The organism is Yersinia sp. Marseille-Q5920, from assembly GCF_946902935.1.
Taxonomy (GTDB): domain Bacteria; phylum Pseudomonadota; class Gammaproteobacteria; order Enterobacterales; family Enterobacteriaceae; genus Yersinia; species Yersinia rochesterensis.
Genome location: NZ_CAMPQA010000006.1, coordinates 190982 through 216094, shown reverse-complemented (window position 1 = coordinate 216094; position 25113 = coordinate 190982). Strand labels below are relative to the sequence as shown.

The window sequence follows — 25113 nt, the reverse complement described above, 5'->3', positions numbered from 1 at the left end:
CTTTGGGTATATATGGATAGCGCAAAAAAACTACCCCGTCCCACATTGGCTCAAGTTTGGCAAGACACATTGTTCAGGGTATCGAAAAAGTTATTATTACTGCGGGATATAACCGATTTAGTTAATGAACTCAGGAAACTCTCTTTTTCTGTCATCCGTTTCCAACGGGTCAATTTATTACTGCTTAACCCCCTGTATAACCAAATGACCCTCTATACCCATGATGATGTGTCTGATACTGTCGTGGAGTCGCAAAATATTTTATTTGCCGAAGGCCCTGGTGGCCAGGCCTGGCAGCAACAGACGCCTTTGCAAACTGACCATCAGCGTATGCAAAGGGAGTTTTCTGCTGTCTGCGATTTAGCGCCGTATCAGGAATTACATTCTGGTTGCCATTTTCCTTTGGGCCATGATAACCACTGGTCGGGCTGTGTTGAGTTTATTAAAACCGATGACAGCCAGTTTGATGAGCAAGATATTACTTTACTGGAATTATTGGCCGAGGTAGTGGCCATTGCGGTGAACAATATTACTGAGATAAACCGAGCATTTTCCGAGCGTGAACGGTTACGCTTTGAACGGGATCATTTCCGGATATTAGTTGATGTCACCAATACGGTTATTTCTAAACTGGAGTTGGATGTATTAGCAGCAGAAGTCTCGAAAGAAATACATCGCTTTTTCAATATTGATTACATCAGTTTGGCAATATGTGGCACCCACAATGACAAAAATAAACTGAATGTTTTTTCTACCCGCTATCAGTCTGGTAAAGCGGTGCAGCATCAGCAATCCTGGGTGGATATAACAGGTACATTAGCCGGGCAGGTTTTACATAGCCGGGAATTATTGCTGGTCAATCTGGCTGATATTGCTCTCTTGGCTCCGGATGATAAACAACTGGAAAATATGCTGGACGCTGGCTTACAGGCAGTCTGTCTGTTACCCCTATTTTTCGGTCATAAGATGCTGGGCGTATTAAAACTAGCACAATGCCAAAGTGATATTTTCACCGACAGTAACCTCAAGTTGCTGCGACAAATAGCTGCGCGAATTGCTATCGCAGTCGATAACGCTTTGGCTTATAACGAAATTACCCGTTTGAAAGATTCACTGGTCAATGAAAATCTCTATTTGACTGATCAAATTATTCATAATGAAGAGTTTGGTGAAATCATCGGCCAAAGTAGCGCTATTCAAGCGGTGCTGGAACAGGTTGAAATGGTGGCCTCCAGTGATTGTACAGTGCTGATTTTGGGTGAAACAGGAACAGGTAAAGAGTTAATTGCTCGCGCTATCCATAATTTGAGCACCCGTAAGAATAAACGCATGGTGAAAATGAACTGTGCGGCTATCCCCTCCGGCTTAATGGAGAGTGACTTATTCGGTCATGAAAAAGGAGCTTATACCGGCGCATCATCACAGCGCATTGGCCGATTTGAAATGGCAGATGGCGGTACGTTATTTCTCGATGAGGTCGGTGATATTCCTCTTGAGCTGCAACCGAAACTCCTACGGGTACTACAAGAGCGCGAAATAGAACGATTGGGGGGCAGTAAAATTATTCCGGTTGATGTTAGGCTAATTGCCGCAACCAACCGCGATTTAAAAACGATGATGGTGAATCGGGAATACCGCAGTGATCTCTATTATCGGCTTAATGTTTTCCCAATTGTGATTCCACCTTTGCGTGAACGCCCTGAAGATATTCCTTTACTGGTGAAATTCTTTACTCAGAAAATAGCCAAACGTATGAACCGCACTATCGATACCATTCCGAGTGAGACATTGCGTTTGCTCAGTCGCTTACCTTGGCCGGGTAATATTCGTGAACTGGAAAATGTGATTGAGCGGGCGGTGATCCTCAGCCGTGGCACTACGTTAAATTTACAGTTACAAGAACTGGAATATCATTTATCACCATTAGAAGTAGCCAAACCGGTGTCTGAAAAGGTTGTTCACAAAGTTTTATTACCTGAGAGTGAAGAACCGGAATTTTCAGAATCCGAACGTGCGCGAATTATTCGGGTATTACGGGAAACTAATGGCGTGGTTGCCGGGCCAAAAGGGGCGGCAATTAAGTTAGGGCTGAAACGTACGACACTGTTATCCCGCATGCAGCGGCTAGGAATATCAGTAAAAAGTATCGAAGATGAAGATGGAATGGAGTAACTCAAAAATAAGATCCATATCTAATTACCGGTCACCCTGTTGAACCAAGGCGTGATAAATCTTTCTACTCGGACGAAGCGTCGCGAGCAAAGCCAGTCTGGGCGCGCCCAGCGCACAGCCACCGAAGTGTACATAAGTACATGACGGTGGCGAGCACTGCGTAAACCCAGAATGGCAAAGCGCAGTAGCCGTTAGTCTATTAACTTACTTCGGCTTCTCGACGTAACCGCGCCTTCAACTGGCTATACTCTTGCTGCACGTAGTTTTCCGCCCAAGTTTGATCTGTAATGGCCTCTAGTTTCACCGCACAATACTTATATTCCGGTGTCTTGGAAATAGGGTCCAGATGGTCCAGTGTCAGCTCATTACAAGCGCCAATCCACCACTGATAAGTCATATATACCGCACCAACATTGATACGCTCACTGACTGACACGCGAGTAATAACCTTGCCGCGCCGTGATTCAACCCACACTAATTGCTGGTCTTGCAAGTGCATTTTATCAGCATCCTGCGGGCTGATTTGCACATAACCTGGTTCGTCGGCCAGTGTTTGTAATGCTGAGCAATTACCGGTCATTGAGCGGCAGGAATAGTGGCCGACCTCACGCACGGTACACAGCACCAGCGGATACTCCTCATCCACCTGTTCCATTGGTGCGCGCCATTCGCTGGCAAACAACAGTCCTTTGCCGCCAGGGCGGTCGAACTTATTACCGGCATATAGCCACGGTGTGCCGGGACTGTCTTCCGTGGTACAAGGCCACGGAATATAGCCTAAACCGGCCATTTTTTCGTAAGTTGCGCCGTAATACAGTGGGCACAGCTCGCGCAGTTCGTCCCAAATCTCTTTAGTATTGTTGTATTTCATCGGATAGCCGAGCGCCGTAGCCATTAGGCTAATAATTGCCCAATCCGGTTTTACATCACCTTGGGGTTCTACAGCTTTTTCAAAACGTTGGAAGCCCCGGTCGGCGGCAGAATAAACGCCTTCATGTTCACCCCACGATGTTGCCGGGAAAATGACGTCCGCTTCGGCAGCCGTTTTGGTCATAAATATGTCCTGCACAATCAGCAATTCCAATTCGCTGAATGCTTCGCGCATCATCGAAAGGTCGGGTTCAGTTTGCAGCGGATCCTCGCCCATCACGTAGTTGGCTTTGATTTTTCCCTCTTTAACCTTGTGCGGAACATCGGTCAGCGAGTAACCAATTTTGTTGGAAAGCGAAGGAACACCCCAGGCTTTGGCAAATTTTTCCAGTGTTGCTGGGTCAGTAACGGGTTGGTAACCGGGGTACATATTGGGCAATGCGCCCATGTCGCAGGCACCTTGCACGTTATTTTGTCCACGCACCGGGCCAACGCCAACATTCGGGCGGCCTAAGTTGCCCGTCAGTAATGCCAATCCAGATAATCCCTTAACAACATCTACGCCCTGACCCCATTGGGTTACTCCCATGCCCCACAAGATGGTGGCAGAGGGCGCGGCAGCATAGATGCGCATTGCTTCACGGATGGTTTGTGCTGACAAGCCAGTGATGCTTTCGACATATTCCGGTGTGTATTTGGCAACAATTTCGCGATACTCATCAAAACCTTCGGTATAACGCGAAACATAGTCTTTATCGTATAGTTCTTCAGTTATCAGCACATTGGCGAATGCATTCACCAGCGCCATATTGGAGCCGTTTTTCAATGGCAGCCACAGGTCGGCAATACGCGCTGTTTCAATATGGCGAGGATCGCAAACAATGACTTTAGCGCCTTTCTCTTTAGCTTTGAGAATGCGGCGGGCCACGATAGGGTGAGAATCTGCGGCGTTATAGCCAAACACTAAAATGCATTTGGTATCTTCAATCTCGCAGATGGAATTACTCATCGCGCCGTTACCCAATGTCACTTGTAGACCCGCCACTGATGGGCCGTGACACACACGAGCGCAGCAGTCAATGTTGTTGCTGCCGGTGACGGCGCGGGCAAATTTTTGCATTACATAGTTGGTTTCATTGCCCGGCCCACGGGAAGAACCGGTGTGCATAATGGCTTCCGGGCCATATTTTTCTTTAATAGCGCGCAGTTTACTGCTGGCGAATTCGATAGCTTCGTCCCAAGAAACTGCTTCCAGCTTGCCGCCTTTTTGACGACGAATCATCGGCTGTTTTAAGCGCGGGGTCAGTAGCTTGGTATCATTGAGAAAATCCCAGCCATAATAGCCTTTCAGACAAAGTTCACCCTGATTGGTGACGCCATTTGCCCCTTCAGCGCCAACAACTTTACCATTTTCGACCAGTAAATTGATTTTGCAGCCGGAGCCGCAGTAAGGACAGACAGTGAGTGCCTTGTGCATATTAATTATCCTTCGTTCAAAAGTTCATCTCGTTGGCTTCGTCCAGTGCGGCGCGCATTTGTTTCTTGCGTAGCATGGCTTGCAGGGTGTCGCGGCCAATCAGGTGTAGCGCCTGAGTCGGACACACCGAGATACAGGCCGGGCCGGCGGCGCGACCTTCACATAAATCACACTTTTGAGCTTCAGCTTTCAGGCAAAAGCCCTGTGAGAGGCCGTTGAACATCACTTCGACCTGTTTGGTCACCACATTCATGGCACCGTAAGGGCAGGCAACAACGCAGGTTTTGCAGCCAATACATTTCTCCTGCAATACCTGGATGCTGTCAGTTGCCCGCACAATCGCGCCATTCGGACAAACATTGGCACAAGGGGCATCTTCACAGTGACGACACATAATGGCGGTGCTGACATTCATTCCTTTGACCACTTTCAAGCGCGGGGCGAAATTGGCTTTGGTCATGGTGTCCAGTTTGCCGCCATTGTGTGCTAGCACGCAGGCAACCTCACAGGTACGGCAGCCAATACACTTTTTTGGGTCTGCGATTATGAACCGGTTCATTGTTTCCTCTCCTTACGGTTCCAAATAGAAAGTTCTGGCAGATTTGCATTTAGGTTCGCAAATCTGGCTCATTACCTCACATATTGCATGGTTTATGCCAAGTTGAAGAGGTTCGATAGAAGTTAATCAATCTAATTGTTTTAAAAGGATTTATGGTTTTTTATCGAGGGGAGAGAACTGGAAAAAACTGTCGGCGGGTGTGACGTCGGCAAATTTGACGACACCACACCGTCACCTAATCAAAGGTGGCTAAAACCGCCGTCACCCTGCCAATGGGGTAGTTGTTGATACAGTGTTTCGACGGCCTGTTTGACAATGTCGGTCATCGGGAAGTAGAACGCCACTAAGGTGGGCTGGATACCGACGAAGATAACTTCGCTGATATCTTCCTTTAACTGATCAATCAGAAAATTGAGCGGTAAATTATGCGTGCTCATGATGAACATCTCGGAAATTCGCTGCGGATCAATAATACGAATCTCACCTGGCGGCAGTTCCATATCGGCGGCATCAACGATAATCAAGCGCGTGGGGCGTAAAGCACGAATCCGATGCACCACATTTTCCGGTGCCGAGCCGCCGTCGATAACTTGCCAGTCAGCTAAGGGTTGCTGGGTCATGCGCTCGGCTAGCAGCGGGCCTGCGCCGTCATCGCCCATCATGCTATTGCCGACGGTTAATACTAAATTTGTGATGGGATGTTGATGGTTCATGGGCGGCGTTTCACCATTAAATAAATGGCCGGTTCCTGCTCAATATCGTACAGGGTTTGCAGCAGTTGTTGGCTCCACTGCGGGTGCAGCGAAGTAGGGTCTTCAGCCAGTGGCGCAAAGGCTTGGGCCAGTAATTGGGTATGGGTGCTGTCGATGGTGATTTCACCAAATTTCAGCAAGCCGGCCATTTTTCGGCGAGCTTCGCCCTCGGGTAACTGGCTGAACCACTGTTCATACTCATTCAGCGGGCATTCCATGATGGCTTTTAAGCAATCAATGACTCCAACATGGTGGCCAATAGCCAGCGAGTAATACATCACTTGCTGCGCTTGCTCGGGCATATCCTCATCACTGTCGAGGAACTTCTGGTTTAGCGCATAAAAAATCACTTTAGCGGCCATCAACATACCCTCCCGCCAGTTGTTATAGAGTGAGTTGTTGCAGAGTTATCTGTTGCAGGCTGGCAAATATCTCACTTAGGCGCGGGTCATCTTGCTGGTGGAGGTAACTTTGACAGCGCTGTTCCAGCCCTGGTAGAGGTTGATTGACCAGCAGTGATAAGAAACTGTCGGTGATTTCCCGCCCTTGACGATAACCGGCCATGCGGCGGGCCTCGCGCTCTAACAATACCCGCAGTGTGAGTGGCGCATCCGGGTGGATCAGCGCCACGCGCTCATCGGCGGCTTCTTGATGATCCTCACCTTTGAGTTTTTGCTCCAGCAAACCCAGCGCTACCGCAAAGCCATAAATGGTGGCGGCGGGGGTAGGAGGGCAGCCGGGGATATAAACATCAATCGGCACAATGGTGTCGCTACCGCCCCAGACACAATACAGGTCGTGGAAGATGCCGCCGCCGCAACCACAAGCGCCATAAGAGACACAGATTTTAGGGTCAGGGGCCGATTCATAGGCGCGTAAGGCCGGTGTGCGCATGGCGCGAGTGACTGCGCCAGTAAACAGTAAAATGTCGGCGTGGCGCGGCGAGGCCACCACTTTAATACCAAAGCGCTCAGTGTCGAATACCGGCGTAATCGAGGAGAAAATCTCGATTTCACAGCCATTGCAGCCGCCGCAGTCCACTCGATATACATAAGCCGAGCGTTTGATATCTTTGAGTAATTTTCTTTTTAGCTGGGCGATAGAAGAGTCAAGCGCAACTGGCTGGCTGATATGGTGCCCCCAGGCCGGTTTTAATGAATCTAGTTGGCTCATGAGTTGATCCCCTCATTGCGGTGCTGATTGAGCATTACATTATGCTGACGACCAATATTATGCTGACGACCAATATTATGATGACGACCAATATTCTGTTTCCGCTTGCACTCCGGGCAGGTTTCAAAATGAGGCCGTTGTTGTTCGACATCTTCAGCGCTCATTCCGGAGTGAATCAGTAGCGCCATGACGTAATCCACTTCTTTTTTCGGCGCAAAGGGCTGCTGGCACTGCTGGCAATGGGCGAGAGTAAAACTGGCGCGCTGATATAAATCGGCTTTATTGAATACCGCCAGCTCAAATTCTTGTGATAACACAATGGCGCGGGTCGGGCAGACTTCCTCACAGCGACCACAAAAAATGCAGCGCCCCAGGAACAATTGCCATTGTCGAGTCCCGCCAGTAAGGTCGGTTTCCATGGTCAACGCATTGGCGGGGCAGGCCATGGTACAGGCACCACAGGCAATGCATTGCTCGGCATCATATTGTGGTTTACCACGGAAGCCGTGGCTGACCTCAAGCGGCTTAAACGGATACTTCACCGTGGTATCGCCAACTTTCAGGATGGTTTTAAACAGTTTTAACATTCTTCATCCCTCTATTTGAGCGGCGAATGGGTGCGCTCAATGCCATAGCGTTCGATCTCTTTGTACGGCACGGTGACGGATTTCTGCTTGCGCATATCCACCAATGTCACCCGGTCGGTGCAGGAGTAGCAGGGATCGAGACTGCCAATAATCAATGGCGCATCAGAAACCGTGTTGCCGCGCAGCATATAGCGCAGCACCGGCCAATTGGCATAGGTGGCGGCGCGACAGCGCCAGCGGAACAGCTTTTGATTGTCGCCGGTCATGCTCCAGTGGACATCTTCACCACGCGGGGCCTCTGAAAAACCGAGCGCAAATTTATACGGTTGATAGTGGACTTTCTCCTCCAGCAGCGGCCCGCCCGGCATATGGTTCAACCCGTATTCAATCATCACCAGCGAGTCGAAGAATTCTCGCACCCGCACCAGCAGGCGCGAATGCACGTCGCAGCCATCCAGGCTAAACAGCTCTTTAGGGACATTGGCGTAGTTGGCATAAGGGTGGTCATGGCGCATATCGCGCGCATAGCCACTGGCGCGGATCATCGGGCCGACAGGGCTGAAATCACGGGCAATTTTGCGGTCCAGCAAGCCAACACCGACAGTACGCTGCTCAATATTGGCGGTGCTCATCAGCATATCCACCAGCTCACTGATATCGGCGCGCATCTCTGAGACCAATTGCAGAGTTTTGAGGCGGTCGGCTTTCAGAATATCGCGCCGTACCCCGCCAATCAGATTCAGGCCATAGGTTTTACGCGCGCCGGTGAGCATCTCGGCGATGGTCATGGCTTTTTCGCGCACGCGGAAGAACTGCATAAAACCGGTATCAAAACCGACAAAGTGGCAGGACAATCCGATATTGAGCAGATGGCTGTGCAGCCGCTCGACTTCCAGCAAAATAGTGCGGATCATCTGCGCCCGTGGTGGCACGATAATGCCGAGCGCATTCTCAATCGACGAGGTGTAAGCGACACTGTGAGTAAAGCCGCAAATACCGCAGATGCGATCCGACAGGAAAGTTACGTCGTTATAGCCCATGCGGGTTTCAGCCAGTTTTTCCATGCCTCGATGCACATAAAAAAGGCGATAGTCGGCGTCAATAATGTCTTCGCCGTCAACAAACAACCGAAAGTGGCCCGGCTCATCGGAGGTAATATGCATCGGGCCGATGGGCACGACCCGGCTGCTGCTGCCCGCTTCATTTTCAAACTGATAGGTTTCAGTGTTGCTGGTAGGGGTTGGGCGCTGGCGGTAATCCATGGTGTCTTTGCGCAATGGATAAAGGTCGTCCGGCCAATCATCGGGCAGCACTAAACGGCGCTCATCAGGCAGGCCAATGGGCTGCAAGCCATACATATCGCGCACTTCGCGCTCCCCCCAGACCGCCGCCGGAACCCGTGGTGTCACGGAGGGGAACTCGGGGCGCTCGGGGCTAATCAGCGCTTTGACAATCACCCAGCATTTGTCGCCGTATTCTTTGCCGGTATCAACGCCGTATTGTTCGCGGCCCTCCATTGACAACACATAGTAAATAGCAAAATAGCCATTCAAACTGCGTTCGTCATTGCCGAATAGCACTGACAGCCAACCACCTTGTTGATAATAAAGGTGTTCAACCACATCCGGCAGACTGTTCAGCTTAATGGTAATCGTCAGTTGGTCTGGGGTTTGCCACTCTTCATCAAGGATTGCCGCCGGAAATTGTTCCCGCAGGCGGGCTACATAAGCGGCGCCCAGTTTTTCACCACCATGTGGCGGTTGCCCTGAAACTGAAATAGGGGGTTCGTGAGTCACGTTACATCTCCTGACGAGTCGGGGTAAGTTGTACAACGGTATGGCTTTGTGCAACGGATGGAATGGGCTGAGTTATCGTTGGGGGTGGAGAAATCTGTTGCCACGGCAAGATAAAGGGCTGCTGGGCGGGGTCACGACTGTCATTATTGAGCACAATCTGTGCTGCATCGGTCAGCAAACGGGTGACCGGTGCGGGAATATGTACCCCGAGCAACAGCATCAACAGCAATAAAATAGCCATTGGCGCAGTGGTCAGAATCCCCAACTCCCCTTTGCTCACGGCTTCCGGTGGGGTGCCCAGCACAGTGCTGGCGATCATGCGCACCAACCCGGCCAGTACCAGGGTTAGCAGCAATAGTAAGATAATCACTAAGGTGATATGACCGGCTTTAATCGCGGCGGCGACCACCATAAATTCACTGACAAACACGTTAAACGGCGGCATCCCGGCCAGTGCCAATGCGCCGCCAGCCAGCATCACCGCCGTGAATGGCGCAACACGAATAATGCCCTTGATAGCGCCCATATCTCGCGTGCCATACTTCAGCAGCACATTCCCCGAACCGCAGAACAGCAAGGTTTTTGCCAGGCTGTGATTCATAGTGTGGAACAGTGCGGCCAATACCCCGAGTGGGCCACCAATGCCCAATGCCACGGCGATTAACCCCATGTTCTCCACACTGGAGTAAGCCAGCAAACGTTTCATATCGCGCTGTGCCAGAATAAAAAATGCGGAGACGGCAACTGACATCATGCCGAAGACCAACAGCAACATTTGTGGGAAATGCGGCCCGATAGCGGCGCTGATAATGATGTAATAGCGGATGATGACCAACAGGGCGCAGTTGAGTAATACGGCGGATAACAAGGCGCTGGTCGGGCTGGGGGCTTCGCTGTGGGCATCCGGTAGCCATGAGTGCATGGGAAACAGGCCGGTTTTGGTGCCAAAGCCAATCAGAATAAAGACAAATGCCAGGTGCATCAGGCTAGGGTCTAGCTCTTTGGCATGTTCGGCGACGACTGTCCAGAAGATGGCACTGCTGGGGTCTGCCAGCACATTGGCCGCATTGGCATACACCAATACTGTGCCGTATAACCCGAAAGCCACCCCCACGGTACAGATGATAATGTACTTCCACGCCGCCTCCAGTGAGGAGCGCTGGCCGTATAATCCCACCAAAAAGGCCGAACTGAGAGTGGTGGCTTCAATGCCGACCCACATCAGAATGAGATTATTGCTGGTCACCACCAACAGCATGGTGAACAGGAATAGATGGAAAAAGCCGTAATAATTGCACAGCGTGCTGACGGTAATTTCGTCGTTATTCACTTCATGGCGCATATAGCCGAGGGAGTAAAGGCCGGTGATAAAACCGATAACCCCCAGAATAGCGAGGAACAACGCGCTGAGGCTGTCAATATGCAGCCAGTTGTGAACCGCCAGAATTTCCCCGCCAACGGCGACCCGGCATACCACCATCAAGGCCACTATGAACAATAAACTGATGCCGGCAAAATGTACCCAAGTGGTTGCCATGCGGGCGGCACGGCCCAAAGCCCGGCAAGCAAATGCCAGCAGCGAGGTTATCAGAGGTATCGCCAGCAGTAACAGCAGCAGGTCAGTATGACTCATTTCATTACCCCTTTAGCGCCGTCAGTTGTTTAACATCCAGCGTGTGCAGTGTGCGGTAAATTTTGCGCGCCATTAACGTCATCACAATCACCGCGAAGATGGCATCGGTAGCAATACCAATCTCGACCAACTCCGGTGCGCGGAAAGCCAGTAACGCCAACATCAGGTGAGCGCCATTTTCCATCAGGCAGTAGCCGAAGATATTTTTCAGGATATTGCGCTGGGTGACGATACACAGCAGGCCAATCAGGAAGTGCCCCAGTGACACCGCCAGCGCCGGTTTCAGGGCGCTGACCATCGGCAATTGCACCGGCTCGACCACGAAGTAGCTCAGTAAAATGATAATGGCGGCGATAAATATTAGACTGGCCGTCCCTATCACACCGCCGTCGGCTTTGGGGTCTTCCATCTGGCGAAAAGCGCGGTACATAATCCACGGCACCAAGATCACCTTGGTGATAAAGGCGGTCAGCGACCACATATACAGCTCGTGGGCGTGCAAGGTTTCGGCTAATACCAGGAAAATCAGCACCAAGACCAGTGACTGCACCGCATAAAACAGCGCCGAGGTGGCGGGCTTTTTGACAATAATTACCAGTAGCGAGGTAATGATCAGCAGGCCAGCTAGATTGTTGACGACCATATTGTTGACAAGAAGTGTTCCGGTCATTTTTTACTCCCTTATCCGAGCCAGGCGACGGCAATAAAGCTTGAGCACACAGACATAATCACCAGCACCACCAACACGCCCTGCATGGCCAACGGCAGCGGTTTGGCACTGGCGACGGCTTCTGATGGTTTGCCGGGCACGGTTTGCCCGAACCAGTAGAGGAACCAGCCGAAGCTCGCTACTGATTCAATCAGGGCCAGCACCAATAGCGGTATTAGCAGCCAATGTTCACCAGAAAGTGAGAAACCGGCGGCGAAAATGGGGAATTTGCTGAAGAAACCGTTAAACGGCGGCACTCCGGTGATAGCCAGTGCGGCGACACAAAATCCAACGCCCAATAGCGGCATTTTGCCCATGATGCCTTTGAGTTTGGGTAACATGCGGGTACCGCAGCTGTAGCTCAGCGCCCCAGCGACCAGGAAGAATAAGCTCTTGGCAAACGCGTGGTTGAAGATGTAGGCAATGCCGCCATCAAAGGCCAGTTTTGACCCATAGATAGCCAGAGACAGCGCGAAGAAAATATAAGACAACTGGGTGATGGTGGAGTAGGCCAGCAGCCGCTTCATATCTTTTTGCGGCAGATACATAAAGAAGCCATAAATCAGGGTGATAACCGCCATCACCATGCCGACGGTGCCGATAATTTGCGGCACGTCACCGGCAGAATAAATGGCACGGGCGAAGATATAGACCCCCACTTTGACCATCGAGGCGGCATGCAGATAGGAACTGACTGGGGTCGGCGCTTCCATCGCATCTGGCAACCAGATATGCAGTGGCAGTTGGGCGGATTTCCCCCAAGCGGCAAACAGGATGCCACCGAACACCATGATTTTGGTGTTGTTATCCAGTTGCGCTAGCGCGGTTAAAGCAAAAGTGCCCGTATTGACCAGCAGCACTGCCGCCGCCAAATACAGGCCGATGGCGGCCACATGGGTGACCAGCAAAGCTTTTAGCGCTGAGCGCAGTGACTTCTGGCTTTGATAGTAGCCAATCAATCCCCACGAGCAGCCGCCAGTAATTTCAAAGAAGAACAACTGACCCAGTATCGTGGATGATAATACCAGCCCAGCCATCGCGCCGATGAATACTAATAACAGCGCATAGTAGCGGTTGGTGCCTTCGTGAGGATGCTCGCGATTACCTAATGTCAGATAGCCAGTGGAATAAATGCTAACCAGCAAACCGAGGAACACCACGGCGAAAGCAATCAAGGTGCTGATGCGGTCGATGGTCAGGCCGAACAGCGCCATATCACCGTAATGAATCAGATCAAAAGTGACATCAATCTTGCCGCCACTCAGATAGGCGTAAGCCAGCAGCACAGTGCCGAGAGTGGCCAGCAGTGAAAAGAAAGTGCAAGACCATTTTGCCCATTGTTGTGGTAAACAGGCCGTGAGGATGGCACCGGCAAACGGCAGCAGAATGGTCGCAAGGGCGATGTTTATAAGGACTGAATCCATAAGAGCCATGTTATCCATGATGGGTTTATTAGCTCCTTAAAGGCCGGTGAGATAGAAAACCAGAGACAGGGCGGCGACGCCAAACCCCAGCCAGGTAACACGGGAGGTCAACAGGAAGCGCCCGCGGGCAATACTGTTTTCCACGATGGAGGCCAGTACAAACAGCACCACCAATTTGATAACACCGGCCACCAGCGCCCATAGCAAGCCCGGCCCACTCAGTACCGCCAGCTTGCCAAAGGGGATAAATACGCCGAGGAAAAGCTGCGCCACCACCACCTGTTTTAAACTAATGCCCCATTTGACCAAGCCCAGTGACGCGCCGGAATACTCAGTCAGAGGCCCTTCTTGTAGCTCTTGTTCTGCTTCGGCGACATCGAACGGAATTTTGCCCATCTCGATAAACACCGCGAAACCACAGGCCAATAGCGCCAGAGCCGTTGCCGTCGGTGATTGCCAGTGCCCTTGAGACAAGGCGGTACTGATGGTGCCGATATTGGTGGAACCAGCAATTAACCCGACCACCAGCAGTGACAGAATTAATGTCGGTTCGACCAACACCCCCAGCGTCAACTCTCGACTGGCACCAATACCGGCGAAGATGCTGCCGCTATCCAGACCCGCCAGTGAGAAAAAGAAGCGGAACAACGCGAACAGATACAACAGGGTTATCAGGTCGCCCGCCACCCCAAAGGGGGAGGCCAGAGTGAAAATGGGCAACGCCATGGCAATCAACAACATGCTACCCAGCAGTACATAGGGCATCAGGCGGAAAATAATCCCAGCATTGGCGGGGGCTACATCCTGGCGTTTCAGCAGCTTGGCTAAATCTCGATATTCTTGCAGGACGCCCGGCCCACGGCGCGAGTGCATCCGGGCTTTCACCATGCGCGAGATCCCCGCCATCAGCGGTGCCAGCGCTAGCATCACCAGCGCTTGCCCGATGGCGAAAGCAATCATAGAGACCGCGGGCATATCAATAGTTGGCATTGCTCGTCTCCTTAAATAGCCGCAATGATCAGCAGGGTAACCAACGCGGCGACCACATACAGACAGTAGAGGCGGAAATCGCCCTGTTGCAGCCATTGAATTCGTTGGCTGAGCCATTGGATCAAACGGATAAGCGGAGCCACAATTTTGTCGTCCCAGACCGGTTCCACCCGGCCCGCGCCACTGACGGAATGTTCCAGCGCGCGTTGCATCATTGGCGCGGGGTCGAGTGTTTTACGCAGCCGATAGAGTGGGGCAAACATGGCTCGCAGAGGTTGAGTAAAACCACCGGCAGAGACAGTCATCGCCTGCTCCCAGGCATAGCCGCAAGCCCAAGGATCACCGCCATGGCGAAATGCTAAACGGCTGCCTTTGTAGCGGCTGACGACTAGCAAAATCACCAGTGGCAATATCAGTAAACCGAAGAAAATATACAGGGTGGACAGCATGGCCTGAGAACTGTGTTGCGGGAATAACACCGCGCCTTGGGCGACCTGCAAAGAAGGCACTGGCGGGGCGGTTATCAAGCTAGCGGCAATGCGGGCAATCACCGGTGCGACGTGGGTGGCACCTATCCCCAAGGCCAAACACAACAGTGCCAACAACAGCATGGCGGCGGTCATCGGCCAGGGGACTTCCCGCGCGAGGGCTGCTTTTTCTGTGCGCGGCAACCCGCAGAAACTAATGCCGTAAACTTTCACAAAACACATCGCCGCCAGTGCGCCGGTAATTGCCAGCATCACGATAGCAATCGGCCCGGCCAGGCGAATAATAAAGCCGCCATCTTTGGTCATGGTAAACAGCGATTGATAAGTAAACCATTCACTGACAAAACCATTGAATGGCGGTAGGGCGGAAATCGCCATACATCCCACCAAAAAGGCCAGCGCGGTATAAGGCATCATTCTGGCTAAGCCTCCCATCTTCTCCATGTCTTTGGTATGTAAGCGATAAATGACCGCACCGGCCCCAAGGAACAGCAGCCCTTTGAAGACGGCGTGATTAAGCAGATGGTAAAGTGCGCCAAGTAAGCCAAGAGCGGCTAATACTGGCTGATGGCTGGCAATCCCTATCATGCCGACCCCAACACCCATCAGGATGATGCCGATGTTCTCGACGGTGTGGTATGCCAGCAGGCGTTTGATGTCGTGCTCCGCCAGCGCATATAGCACGCCGAGCACGGAGGAGACTGCGCCAAAGCCCAAGACCACCACGCCCCACCACAGCTGGCTCGCGCCGAGCAAATCAATGCCCACTTTGATGATGCCGAAGATACCAATTTTAACCATGACACCGGACATCAGGGCTGAAGCATGGGACGGGGCAGCAGGGTGCGCCCGTGGCAACCAGCCATGGAGCGGCAGCATCCCGGCCTTGGCACCAAAACCGAAGAAAGCTAACAAGAAGATAACCGAGGCCATGATCGGCTGCGGGTTAGCTTGACGGAAAGCAGCAAACTCCAGACTGCCGCTCAGGCGGTACAACAGGAAGAAAGCAATCATGATCAGCACGGAACCGGCGTGGGCAATCAGAAAATAGAGCAAGCCCGCGCTGATGGCGTCGTCGTCCTGATCGGAAATCACCAGGAAGTAAGATGCCAATGACATCATTTCGAAGAAAATAATAAAGTAGAAAGCGTTATCCACCACCACCAGCGCCACCATTGAGGCGATGAATAAGTTCATAAAGACCCCCATTCCCCATGCCCCGCGCCCTTTGTATTCCTGCACATAGGCCAGTGAATAGAGGGCGGTTATCACCACCAACAGTGAGATGACCATCAGCATAAATGCCGCTAATGGGTCAAGGCGCAGACTGAATGCCGCGAATGGGAATGGCCCGGCGGTGATGAAAGTGATTATCCCGCCCCCCAGCAGTGTGGGCGCAGCAGCCAACAGACCAACAACGCCACCCAGTAATGACGCCAGCCCAGAGGCATAAATCGCCAGTGTTTCGCGCCGTGCCAAAAGCAGAGAAAGCAATGCGCCAGCCAGATACAGCAGTAAGGAGAGCCATAATAGCTCAAGCGAACTCATCATCTTTTCTGCTCCTCGTGAGAGATGGCGGACGCGGTGTCCGTGGCCATAAAGGGCAGCTCGTTGGCAAATCCGCTGGCGGCGGCCAGGTGCTTGGCGCGATTAGCCTGCTCAATGCTGTGTTCATCCACCAACATCAAGGCATTGGTCGGACAAACCCGCACACATTCCGGCCCCTGCGGTTGGAAGCTACATAAGTCACATTTCACTGCGACAGTGCGAACTCCGGCATTCCAGGCAAGGAACGGATTCATATTGACCGGGCTGAATGGCACATCAGATAACGTGGTCATCGGAATGTATTCAGGGAAAATTTCTGGCACCCCCAATGGTTTACTCCCCGCTGGGGTGATAGCGCCAAATGGGCAGGCGATACCGCAAAGCTTACAGCCGATACAGGTGGTTTCATCCAATTCGACGGCGTTATTGGTCAGGGTGATGGCATTGACCGGACAAACTCGTGCGCACCATGCATCTTCGCAGTGGCGACAGAGAATTGGCGTCGTAACCGTGGCGTTACGCATCACGGTCAATCTGGGATGTTCTTGTAAACCCTTGGCTTTATGCACCTGGCTGCAAGCAGCCATACAGGTATTGCATCCAATACAAAGCCTTGGCTCCGCAATCACAAAGCGGTTCATGGCCATACCCTCCGGGACAAAAATCTGGTGACAGTCAGGCAGATAGAAATCATTTCCCAGCGACAAAGCATATTCTGTGCCAGTCCGGCGGAGGCCAATACAAAAGAGCGGTGAAGCCCCGCCAGTAGGGCATTAAGGTGATTGCAGATAAAGGGGAGGAATTTAAAAGGCAGTAAAAACAGGGGGATTGCCACAGGTCGGTGTCGACATTAGTGACGAAACTGCCGCTGTTTGATGACACTTCGACAGTAATTATTCATCCAGTGAATTTATTGCGAGGGGATTTTGGTAAATATCATTATTTATCAGTTTGTTAAATTGAATGTCGTTTCAGTAGAAAGCGCGGAATTACTGGCACCGTCTTTGCATTATTTTTGTAAGTTAAATCCACACAGGGAGAACAGTCATGCATGAGATTACCTTGTGCCAAAACGCTATTGCCATGATGGAACAGCAGGCACGGCTGCATGGTGCGCAGAGAATTACCGGGGTGTGGCTGGAAACCGGCGCATTTTCTTGTGTCGAGCCGCAGGCATTGGAGTTCTGCTTTGAGCTGGTGTGCCGTGGCACTTTGGCTGAAGGCTGCGTTTTGCATCTTAGCCAGCAGCAATCACAAGTGTGGTGCCATGACTGTCAGCAATCCATTAATTTGCTCAGCAGTAAAGTGACTCGCTGTCCATTGTGTGGCGGCAGTCATTTGCGTACTGGCGCGGCTGATGATGGCGTGATGATTAAGCGGTTGGAGGTGGAATGAATTTACTTTTTTTATGCCGTGATACAGCAGGAGCCGGATTATGTGTATAGGGATCCCAGGGCAAATTGTCGCGCTAGATGACATTCAACCGGGCATGGCATGGGTGGATGTCTGCGGTGTACGCCGCTCGGTGAATATTATGCTGGTGGCCGCAGATGAGCAGGCCAGTGCAGCATTAATCGGCCATTGGGTTTTGGTGCATGTGGGGTTCGCCATGAGTCGGCTGGATGAGGATGAAGCACTGGAAACCTTGCAGTTATTGCAGGAAATGGGGGAGGTTGAAAGCGATGTGGGGGAATTTCTAGGGCAAAGGGGGAGTTTTTTATAGTCTAGTGGTGTTGATTCAGGAGTTCACAAATTCAGTAAGTTAGATATTCAGTGATCCGGTTCGGTTGTTAGTGCTTCACGGCTCACCTGTCCTTGAGTGAACCAACAGCCAAAGGGGGTGGCGGCCCCCTTGTGGAATTACGCGCTGGCGCGAAATATTACTGCTGTTCGCAGTACCCTCCGGCAGTTTGCATGCTAATCGAACCGGGGCCGACTATAGCCTCTTCGAGGCTACCCTCCGGGCCAACGCAAGCGTTGTTCAAAACTGCTACGCAGTGTTGTCGCATTCCAGCTCGACAGCCCCTTTCGCCGCGTCCATGCGGCTCATTCGGCCTGCAATCTTTGTCGGCAATATTTCTGATTGCGCTTAACTGCAAAAGCAAAACAAGAGCAAAAACAAAAGCGGGGCAAGAGTAAAAACCAATTCAAAATCATGGTGCAGGTGCAGGTGCAGGTGCAGGTGCAGGTGCAGGTGTAGATGCAGTTTTTTTCGCTTTTTCTTCTGCCAGCCGTTGTTCCAGTTCAACTAACTGTTCTGGCGATACTGCCGGATAGCCTTGTGCATCATCGGGTATGACGTGTACCTCAGGGATAGGAATTAATGGCCCAAGGAAGCGCGGCTCACGTTTCAGAACATAGAGATCAGACAGTGCGCCGAGGCGGGCAAAGATCTCGCGGACCCGGACATTGAGCATATTTTTGGGGGATGGCACGGCAAAACACTGCGCTTGAATCCCCATATGCAGAGCAATAAATAATGCCCGCTCGCAATGGAAACGCTGAGTAATGATAATAAAATCATTAGTATCAAACACCTTACGAGTGCGCACAATAGAATCTAGCGTGCGAAAACCTGCATAATCCAACACGATATCAGAGGGGGCAACCCCTGCGGCGATCAGGTCACGGCGCATGGTCATTGGCTCGTTATAACTGTGTAGAGCATTATCACCGCTAAGCAGTAAGTAACTGATTTTGCCACTGTTATAGGCGTTTAATGCTCCTTGGATGCGGTATTGATAGAACTGATTAATACCACCGGTACGGTAATATTTGGCAGTACCCAACACCACACCGACTTGCCGATGGGGTAAGTCTTGTAGCTCATCATAAATAAAAGGGGCTGTTTTCCAGCTGATCCAGCGATCGAGCGCAATAGCTGTCACCATCAGCAACCCTGCGATGATAATTAAGCTAATAATCAGGCGTTTCCACATTCTGAGGCCTTTAATGCATTCAACTCACTGGTGATGTTGCAAGGCTACTGTACCTGCCTATGCCGCGCAACATAATATCTTTCGCCCTTAGGGTTACAACTGCGTTAGCTGCGCTCGTTCACCCGAATCACTGACTTGAGCCAGTGATTCGGGATTCTCTTACAGCCAGCCTGGCTGTAATGCCAATGTCTTTTCGCCCTTGGCGCTACAGCGGCGTTAGCTGCATTCGTTACTCGGCCAACGTAAAAGTGCGGGCCGGGTAGGATTTAGAACGAAGTTCGCTTGTAGGTACGATACTGTGGTTGCCAATAGTTATGCTCAATGGCTTTTGCCAGTGCTTCTTCTGAGGTCACAATGGCGACGCCTTGCAACTGTGCGGCTTTACCGACCTGCATTGCAATGGTTTTTGACACAGCTTGAATATCGTCGATATTCGGCAACAATGCCCCCTCACCATTAAGCGCTAGTGGTGAACACCCGGCTAATGCGCGGCTGGCAGCCATTAGCATGCCGTCAGTCACGCGTTTGGCGCCGGATGCCAATACTCCCAAGCCAATACCGGGGAAGATATAGGAATTATTGCATTGAGCAATTGGATACAGTTTATCTTTATAACTCACGGGTGAGAAAGGACTGCCCGTCGCCACCAGTGCGGCGCCATCGGTCCAGTTAATAATGTCTTCTGGCCGTGCTTCTACCCGCGATGTTGGGTTCGACAGTGGCATCACGATTGGGCGCGCGCAGTGTTTGTGCATCTCACGGATCAATTCTTCGGTAAACAGCCCTGGCTGACCAGAAACGCCAATCAGGACAGTGGGCTTGGCATTACGCACGACATCCTGCAATGAGATTGAGTCACTGCTCAGATTCCAGCCCTGCAGTGAATCACTCTTCTGCACCAGTTTACTTTGAAAATCCAACAAATTAGGGAGTTTGTCAGTCAACAGGCCGAAACGGTCGACCATAAAGACGCGCGCCCGGGCTTGTTCTTCGCTCAATCCTTCTGAGATCATCTGTGCGATGATTTGCTCAGCAATACCACAACCAGCAGAACCGGCACCGAGGAAGGTGACTGTTTGGTCGCGCAACTGGCTACCAGCGGCATGACTGGCGGCAATCAGGCTACCCAAGGTGACCGCTGCAGTACCTTGAATATCATCATTGAAACAGCACAACTCATCACGATAGCGGTTAAGCAGCGGAGTCGCGTTATTCTGAGCAAAATCCTCAAACTGCAACAACACATTCGGCCAGCGACGTTTTACTGCCTGAATGAACTCATCAACAAATGCATAATATTCATCGCCGGAAATTCGCGGGTGACGCCAGCCCATATACAGCGGGTCATTCAGGCGTTGTGGATTGTTGGTGCCCACATCCAACACCACTGGCAAAGTATAAGCTGGGCTGATACCACCACACGCGGTATACAGTGAGAGTTTCCCAATGGGAATGCCCATACCGCCGATACCCTGATCGCCAAGGCCAAGAATACGTTCGCCGTCGGTGACCACGATAACCTTAACATTCTGCTTGGTGGCATTTTGCAGCATGTCATCAATGTGTTCACGGTTCGGATAGGAGATAAATAACCCGCGCGCGCGGCGATAGATATCCGAAAAGTGTTCGCAAGCTTCGCCTACAGTCGGGGTATAAATAATGGGCATCATCTCACTGAGATGGGCTTCCAGCAGGCGGTAAAACAGAGTCTCATTGGTATCTTGAATATTACGCAGATAAATATGTTTATCATCGTCGTTTTTGAAATCTTGATACTGGCGGTAAGCACGCTCGGCCTGTTCCTCAATGGTTTCAACCGCTTCCGGTAATAAGCCGTGTAAATTGAAGTGGTTGCGCTCATCATTAGTGAAGGCGCTACCTTTATTCAATAAAGGGAATTCCAATAGGATGGGGCCAGCGTAAGGGATGTACAAGGGGCGCTTACTTTCGTATTCCAGTTCCATGAGTTTTACTCTTTGACTTTGGGTAGAGACAGTAATTGTTACCCCGATCCTAAAAGATAAGAAAAATATGTACAGCTTTTGTTAGTTAAATAAAACAACTGTGGGTAAAAGTGCGAGCCAACTTACAGATTCAATAGCTAATCAGCAACATGCGGTGTTTTATTGCGCAATACCCCGCATGCCATTGCATGCTGCGTTGTCATTCGAGGAGCATTTTGTTTGCATGGCAGATAAAACTCACCTGCTGGCACAAAAAAACATCACATTGGAGGAGTATCTGGTACAGCCTCATTTGCTGATAGCCCTTCAGGCCGTGGTGGGGACTGATTTATTACTGACTGTCGCCAGCCGGGTGGTGACTGAGCAAAGTGATAACCGGGGTTAGTCAGATAACCCCGGATTAAGCGCTATTCGTTTAAAATGTCACGCGTTTTACATCAGAGCAACCAAGGGCGGCCAGTGTGGCTTGAGTTGCAGCCCACTGAGTCAGTATCGGCTGGCTGCCTTCGACCAGCACTGCGCGGCGAATAGCACCACAATTTTTGCCTGAAAGATTGGTCAGGATCAATGCGGCTTGCAGTGGTGGCAAACTCGGGTTGAATGCCGCATTTTCAGCATAACGGCCTGCATAAATGTTGCCATCTGCAGTTTCTAATGCCACGCCGCTGTGAGAAAGGCTGTAAGGTGCATGGCTGTGGTTTGCACCATTAAGTGCCGCCTGAGTCAAGGCGTCAGTGTCAGTCACTTTATATTCGTGATTGACCGGGTCCATCAGCAGGGTGGTGATATCCAGATCTTTCGGACCGAAAGAGTCAGGTAAATATTGTCCCAGTGTTGAAGCCGGGCGGCCTGGTAGATGAATGTGCAGGCCAGTTCCGCTGTTCAATTCATTCATAAACTGGCGGCAATGACCACATGGCGTGTAATTAACGGTAATAGAAACCAAACTGGCCTCATTGCGCAGCCATGCATGGGTGACAGCGCACTGTTCGGCATGAATGGTTTGTTGCAATGGGGCACCACTGAACTCCATATTGGCACCGAAATAGAGATTACCGCTAATCCCCCTGGCAATGGCCCCGACCTTAAAATGGGAGATAGGCGTTAGCGCACAAGCGGCGGCCAGTGGTAACAACGCAAATGCTAGCGCATCGTCATCTAACCCACTGATGCTCTTCACCGTTTCAACTTGCTTAGCTGTCAGCATTGCAGGGAAATCGTTTGCGCTCAAGATAGGTTCAAGGGCGGATTGCAGTGAGGCGGGCAACGTAGCCCAAGCGTCATGGAAACGTGCTTGCATAGGGTTCTCTCCAATAGTTACGGGAAACTATTTTAGGCAGCTTAGGGTTTTCTTGGTGTGACGTGGATCTCGTTATATATGAAATCTATGCAAGTAAAATCCCAAATGAGAGATGTATCTCAAATTTATACCGTCATCCTCAGCCAAATAAATGTAGCAGTATCGGAAATAAAAAGGGCGCCAGCAGTGAAGTAATAATCCCGCAGATAACCAATGCGAGTGAGCTAAACGCGCCTTCCTGGAAATCTAACTCCGCACAACGGGCAGTGCCAAGGGCGTGCGAAGCTGTTCCCATTGCCAAACCGCGCGAGGCTTTGGTGGTGATTTTTAACAGATTCAACAAGCTGTGACCAAAAACGGCCCCCAGAATGCCGACAAAAATAACGCATACCGCACTGATGGCCGGTAAACCATGAATAGATTCGGCCACGGCCATGGCGATCGGCGTAGTGACGGATTTTGGCAAAACTGAGGCAGCAATTTCAGGGGTTGCCCCCATCCAGAGGGCAACAGCAGTACCACTGACCATGGCGGTAATACTGCCGATAAAACAGATGCTAATGATGGATTTCCAGCGCGCACGAATCTGATGCAACTGTTCATACAGTGGGAAAGCCAGTGCCACCACCGCGGGCTGCAACAGGTCATTCAGGATTTTGCTGCCCGCGAAATAGTTGGCATAGGGCATATGTGTTACTAACAACAATGGAATGATGACAACCATTGATATCAATAATGGGTTGAGCAGCGGCATTTTTAGCCAGCGTGCCAAACGACGGGCGCTGAAGAACACAATGAGAGTCAGTGGCAGTGACCACCATAAATTGCTGATCATTTGTCTTCCTCCGTGTGAGTCGGAGAACCTACCACCTTGAGCTCACGGTGGACATATTGTGAACTGTAGGCCACCACCAGCATCACAATCAGGGTACTGACAAAGCAGGAAACCACAATCGGGCCAAACTGCTGGGTCAGTTGATCATAATATTGCATGACGCCGACACCGATCGGCACAAACAGTAGCGCCATATAGCGGATCAGCAGGTGGCAGCCAGGTTTCACCCAGGTTGAAGGCAAAATCTGTGAGGCCAGCAGAGCAAACAGAATCAGCATGCCGATGATGCTACCGGGGATGGTGATGGGTAGCAGTAAGGCCACGGCCTTACCCGCCCATAAACACAGATAAATAATGACGAAAGCTCGCAGATACTGCCAGCAAAGTGAAGTCACATTGCGCATAAGAAGAGTCCTGAGTGACCGAATACATTCATCATACAATTAAGTTTAGCACTGTGCCAGTCATCACAGTATGAATAATATACCCATTACTTTTCAAATTGCAGGGGTGCTGGCTGCTGGCTCTTCTTGTCTTTTAGCCAGTTGGTAGCCGCGATAGAAGAATGCCAGCCCCAAAATAGCCGCAACAATTAGCATATAGAACATCATTTGTGGTGCCGCATACGCTAACAAAAAGCCGCAAAGTACCGGATTAGCTGCACCGCCTAACTGGCCGAGATTCTGTACTCCATAGTAACTGCCTTTAAGATTTGCTGGGGCAATAAAATCGATAAACAGGTATTCGACCGGGATAACAATAATCTCACCTAATGAGAAAATCGCCATTGCCAGCATCCACACGGGGATTGACTGCTGAGCCACCATAAATCCGAACAAACCAATAATAAAGAACAGTGTGCCGAGCATCAGCCAGCGCATTAAATTCTGTTGATTCATACGGCGACTTAATAGGTATTGTAAGGTAATGACAATGACGGCATTGACCGTCATCACGGCACCAATCACTTGATAAGCAAATTTGGCATCAGACACGGTAATCAGGTATTGAGATAAGTAGCCGGAGAACTGGCCAAAAACCACTGCACTGAGCATGCTCCCAATAGTGAAATAAATCAGCCGCTTATCATGGCGCAAAATACGGAATGTCTGGCGGAAATCTGGCACGGATTCGGTCTGTGTCTGTTCGGCGATTGACATATCAGCGCTGTTTATTCTGAATTTCAAGATAATGGCCACCAATAACGCCAGTATTCCCGAAATGATAAAAGGGACTTGCGGGCCGATGTTGACGACCAACACCCCTAACCCTGGGCCGATCGCCCAGCCAACATTCACTAGGGTGTAGTTAGCCGAGAAAGCTTTAATGCGCTCATTAACCGGTAGCCAGTCAGCAAAACAGGCTTTAATAGCAATAGCGTAGACCGAGTAGGCCGAGTGCAACAGCGCCAGAATCAGGATAACCCACGCTGGGTGCTCAACCCACGGCAAGCTAAAAAAGGTCACTGAGAATAGGGTGACGGCTAGCAGAATCAACTGTTTTTTGTTGAATTTGTCCACCAGATAACCGCCGTACAAACTGGTGAAAATACCTAAGGTTAAACTCGCCCCAAGGACTAACCCAACCTTATCGGGAGCCAACTGAAAATGCTCGGCCAAATAGATGGTGATAAAGGGGAGTGTGACGGCTCGCCCAATGGTCAAGACCAATGAGGCAATCAGCAGATTAGTGACTCGCGATGGAAATCCTTTCATGGCATTTTCTTATTGATAATTATTTTGGGTAATGAACTGTTTCTATGCGGTTTTTTCAATCAAAAGAATGACTCGAACAGCATTACCACAGAGCGGCTCAGCCAATTACAGTAGACTATTGCAGGAACTAAAGAGAGGGGGAGGAAGAAAAATTTTTGCAAATAGCCGATCGACCTAAATCG

General features: G+C 50.9%; 23 protein-coding genes. 4 read left to right on the top strand and 19 right to left on the bottom strand.

Annotation, left to right across the window (positions count from 1 at the left end):
* The first annotated feature begins 12 nt into the window (after window positions 1-12).
* On the top strand, window positions 13-2172 hold the full coding sequence (gene flhA / locus OVO64_RS11070) for a formate hydrogenlyase transcriptional activator FlhA (protein WP_145509577.1): 2160 nt from the start codon (window positions 13-15) through the stop codon (window positions 2170-2172).
* A gap of 199 nt (window positions 2173-2371) precedes the next feature.
* On the opposite strand, the gene fdhF is transcribed toward flhA, so the two are convergent.
* The 13 genes from fdhF to OVO64_RS11005 form a co-directional block, all read right to left on the bottom strand.
* On the bottom strand, window positions 2372-4519 hold the full coding sequence (gene fdhF, locus OVO64_RS11065; protein ID WP_038634346.1) for a formate dehydrogenase subunit alpha: 2148 nt from the start codon (window positions 4517-4519) through the stop codon (window positions 2372-2374).
* Between the two features lie 16 nt (window positions 4520-4535).
* Complete coding sequence (locus tag OVO64_RS11060; RefSeq protein ID WP_038634343.1) at window positions 4536-5078, bottom strand: 4Fe-4S binding protein; 543 nt, start codon at window positions 5076-5078, stop codon at window positions 4536-4538.
* Window positions 5079-5317: 239 nt separating this feature from the next.
* Window positions 5318-5791: a hydrogenase maturation peptidase HycI gene (gene hycI, locus OVO64_RS11055; protein WP_038634339.1), complete on the bottom strand. Its 474-nt coding sequence runs from the start codon at window positions 5789-5791 to the stop codon at window positions 5318-5320.
* A complete protein-coding gene (locus tag OVO64_RS11050) occupies window positions 5788-6192 on the bottom strand; it encodes a formate hydrogenlyase maturation HycH family protein (RefSeq protein ID WP_050291719.1) in 405 nt (134 codons plus the stop codon). Before OVO64_RS11050 ends, hycI begins: the two co-directional genes overlap by 4 nt.
* 22 nt (window positions 6193-6214) lie before the next feature.
* The gene (locus OVO64_RS11045) at window positions 6215-7003 is read right to left on the bottom strand and encodes an NADH-quinone oxidoreductase subunit B family protein (RefSeq protein ID WP_038634336.1); all 789 of its coding nucleotides are present in this window, start codon (window positions 7001-7003) and stop codon (window positions 6215-6217) included.
* Complete coding sequence (hyfH, locus tag OVO64_RS11040; RefSeq protein ID WP_145509576.1) at window positions 7000-7590, bottom strand: hydrogenase 4 subunit H; 591 nt, start codon at window positions 7588-7590, stop codon at window positions 7000-7002. The genes OVO64_RS11045 and hyfH overlap by 4 nt, the downstream gene beginning before the upstream one ends.
* A gap of 11 nt (window positions 7591-7601) precedes the next feature.
* Window positions 7602-9386: an NADH-quinone oxidoreductase subunit C gene (locus tag OVO64_RS11035; RefSeq protein WP_042562358.1), complete on the bottom strand. Its 1785-nt coding sequence runs from the start codon at window positions 9384-9386 to the stop codon at window positions 7602-7604.
* Window position 9387: 1 nt separating this feature from the next.
* On the bottom strand, window positions 9388-11019 hold the full coding sequence (locus tag OVO64_RS11030) for a hydrogenase 4 subunit F (protein ID WP_038634330.1): 1632 nt from the start codon (window positions 11017-11019) through the stop codon (window positions 9388-9390).
* Window positions 11020-11023: 4 nt separating this feature from the next.
* A complete protein-coding gene (gene hyfE / locus OVO64_RS11025; protein WP_038634328.1) occupies window positions 11024-11689 on the bottom strand; it encodes a hydrogenase 4 membrane subunit in 666 nt (221 codons plus the stop codon).
* A gap of 11 nt (window positions 11690-11700) precedes the next feature.
* Window positions 11701-13170: a hydrogenase 4 subunit D gene (locus OVO64_RS11020; protein WP_038634325.1), complete on the bottom strand. Its 1470-nt coding sequence runs from the start codon at window positions 13168-13170 to the stop codon at window positions 11701-11703.
* A gap of 18 nt (window positions 13171-13188) precedes the next feature.
* Window positions 13189-14142, bottom strand: a complete 954-nt coding sequence (locus OVO64_RS11015; protein ID WP_038634323.1) for a respiratory chain complex I subunit 1 family protein — start codon at window positions 14140-14142, stop codon at window positions 13189-13191.
* 11 nt (window positions 14143-14153) lie between these two features.
* A complete protein-coding gene (gene hyfB / locus OVO64_RS11010; protein ID WP_038634321.1) occupies window positions 14154-16181 on the bottom strand; it encodes a hydrogenase 4 subunit B in 2028 nt (675 codons plus the stop codon).
* On the bottom strand, window positions 16178-16819 hold the full coding sequence (locus tag OVO64_RS11005; protein WP_038634320.1) for a 4Fe-4S dicluster domain-containing protein: 642 nt from the start codon (window positions 16817-16819) through the stop codon (window positions 16178-16180). Before OVO64_RS11005 ends, hyfB begins: the two co-directional genes overlap by 4 nt.
* 406 nt (window positions 16820-17225) lie before the next feature.
* Here OVO64_RS11005 and hypA point away from each other — a divergent pair, with 406 nt between their 5' ends.
* Window positions 17226-17573 (top strand): hydrogenase maturation nickel metallochaperone HypA, encoded by a 348-nt coding sequence (gene hypA / locus OVO64_RS11000; protein WP_145585830.1) that lies wholly within the window; start codon window positions 17226-17228, stop codon window positions 17571-17573.
* 40 nt (window positions 17574-17613) lie between these two features.
* A complete protein-coding gene (locus tag OVO64_RS10995; protein WP_145585832.1) occupies window positions 17614-17901 on the top strand; it encodes a HypC/HybG/HupF family hydrogenase formation chaperone in 288 nt (95 codons plus the stop codon).
* A 430-nt stretch (window positions 17902-18331) separates the two neighbouring features.
* Here the strand turns inward: OVO64_RS10995 and sanA are convergent, their stop codons facing one another.
* Window positions 18332-19117 carry an outer membrane permeability protein SanA gene (gene sanA, locus OVO64_RS10990; RefSeq protein WP_267248768.1) on the bottom strand — a complete coding sequence of 262 codons (786 nt, stop codon included), beginning with the start codon at window positions 19115-19117 and terminating at the stop codon, window positions 18332-18334.
* Window positions 19118-19383: 266 nt separating this feature from the next.
* Complete coding sequence (locus tag OVO64_RS10985) at window positions 19384-21081, bottom strand: NAD-dependent malic enzyme (RefSeq protein ID WP_038634309.1); 1698 nt, start codon at window positions 21079-21081, stop codon at window positions 19384-19386.
* A gap of 223 nt (window positions 21082-21304) precedes the next feature.
* Between OVO64_RS10985 and OVO64_RS10980 the strand changes: the two genes are divergently transcribed.
* Window positions 21305-21466, top strand: coding sequence for a hypothetical protein (locus OVO64_RS10980; RefSeq protein ID WP_155483403.1), 162 nt, complete (start codon window positions 21305-21307; stop codon window positions 21464-21466).
* Window positions 21467-21496: 30 nt separating this feature from the next.
* On the opposite strand, the gene cdd is transcribed toward OVO64_RS10980, so the two are convergent.
* The 4 genes from cdd to OVO64_RS10960 all read right to left on the bottom strand — a co-directional run bounded on the left by cdd (window position 21497) and on the right by OVO64_RS10960 (window position 24931).
* The gene (gene cdd / locus OVO64_RS10975; protein WP_145509574.1) at window positions 21497-22381 is read right to left on the bottom strand and encodes a cytidine deaminase; all 885 of its coding nucleotides are present in this window, start codon (window positions 22379-22381) and stop codon (window positions 21497-21499) included.
* Window positions 22382-22520: 139 nt separating this feature from the next.
* Entirely contained in the window at window positions 22521-23216 is a 696-nt protein-coding gene (locus OVO64_RS10970; protein WP_038634304.1) for a CidB/LrgB family autolysis modulator, read from the bottom strand.
* Window positions 23213-23620, bottom strand: a complete 408-nt coding sequence (locus OVO64_RS10965; RefSeq protein WP_145509573.1) for a CidA/LrgA family protein — start codon at window positions 23618-23620, stop codon at window positions 23213-23215. The genes OVO64_RS10970 and OVO64_RS10965 overlap by 4 nt, the downstream gene beginning before the upstream one ends.
* A gap of 93 nt (window positions 23621-23713) precedes the next feature.
* On the bottom strand, window positions 23714-24931 hold the full coding sequence (locus OVO64_RS10960; RefSeq protein WP_145585836.1) for an MFS transporter: 1218 nt from the start codon (window positions 24929-24931) through the stop codon (window positions 23714-23716).
* Window positions 24932-25113 lie beyond the last annotated feature (182 nt).

Bases quoted from the DNA above. Each gene is read 5' to 3' on its own strand.
- flhA (WP_145509577.1), top strand. From the start codon at position 13: ATGGATAGCGCAAAAAAACTACCCCGTCCCACATTGGCTCAAGTTTGG.
- fdhF (WP_038634346.1), bottom strand. From the start codon at position 4,519: ATGCACAAGGCACTCACTGTCTGTCCTTACTGCGGCTCCGGCTGCAAA.
- OVO64_RS11060 (WP_038634343.1), bottom strand. From the start codon at position 5,078: ATGAACCGGTTCATAATCGCAGACCCAAAAAAGTGTATTGGCTGCCGT.
- hycI (WP_038634339.1), bottom strand. From the start codon at position 5,791: ATGAACCATCAACATCCCATCACAAATTTAGTATTAACCGTCGGCAAT.
- OVO64_RS11050 (WP_050291719.1), bottom strand. From the start codon at position 6,192: ATGGCCGCTAAAGTGATTTTTTATGCGCTAAACCAGAAGTTCCTCGAC.
- OVO64_RS11045 (WP_038634336.1), bottom strand. From the start codon at position 7,003: ATGAGCCAACTAGATTCATTAAAACCGGCCTGGGGGCACCATATCAGC.
- hyfH (WP_145509576.1), bottom strand. From the start codon at position 7,590: ATGTTAAAACTGTTTAAAACCATCCTGAAAGTTGGCGATACCACGGTG.
- OVO64_RS11030 (WP_038634330.1), bottom strand. From the start codon at position 11,019: ATGAGTCATACTGACCTGCTGCTGTTACTGCTGGCGATACCTCTGATA.
- hyfE (WP_038634328.1), bottom strand. From the start codon at position 11,689: ATGACCGGAACACTTCTTGTCAACAATATGGTCGTCAACAATCTAGCT.
- OVO64_RS11020 (WP_038634325.1), bottom strand. From the start codon at position 13,170: ATGGATAACATGGCTCTTATGGATTCAGTCCTTATAAACATCGCCCTT.
- OVO64_RS11015 (WP_038634323.1), bottom strand. From the start codon at position 14,142: ATGCCAACTATTGATATGCCCGCGGTCTCTATGATTGCTTTCGCCATC.
- hyfB (WP_038634321.1), bottom strand. From the start codon at position 16,181: ATGATGAGTTCGCTTGAGCTATTATGGCTCTCCTTACTGCTGTATCTG.
- OVO64_RS11005 (WP_038634320.1), bottom strand. From the start codon at position 16,819: ATGAACCGCTTTGTGATTGCGGAGCCAAGGCTTTGTATTGGATGCAAT.
- hypA (WP_145585830.1), top strand. From the start codon at position 17,226: ATGCATGAGATTACCTTGTGCCAAAACGCTATTGCCATGATGGAACAG.
- OVO64_RS10995 (WP_145585832.1), top strand. From the start codon at position 17,614: ATGTGTATAGGGATCCCAGGGCAAATTGTCGCGCTAGATGACATTCAA.
- sanA (WP_267248768.1), bottom strand. From the start codon at position 19,117: ATGTGGAAACGCCTGATTATTAGCTTAATTATCATCGCAGGGTTGCTG.
- OVO64_RS10985 (WP_038634309.1), bottom strand. From the start codon at position 21,081: ATGGAACTGGAATACGAAAGTAAGCGCCCCTTGTACATCCCTTACGCT.
- OVO64_RS10980 (WP_155483403.1), top strand. From the start codon at position 21,305: ATGGCAGATAAAACTCACCTGCTGGCACAAAAAAACATCACATTGGAG.
- cdd (WP_145509574.1), bottom strand. From the start codon at position 22,381: ATGCAAGCACGTTTCCATGACGCTTGGGCTACGTTGCCCGCCTCACTG.
- OVO64_RS10970 (WP_038634304.1), bottom strand. From the start codon at position 23,216: ATGATCAGCAATTTATGGTGGTCACTGCCACTGACTCTCATTGTGTTC.
- OVO64_RS10965 (WP_145509573.1), bottom strand. From the start codon at position 23,620: ATGCGCAATGTGACTTCACTTTGCTGGCAGTATCTGCGAGCTTTCGTC.
- OVO64_RS10960 (WP_145585836.1), bottom strand. From the start codon at position 24,931: ATGAAAGGATTTCCATCGCGAGTCACTAATCTGCTGATTGCCTCATTG.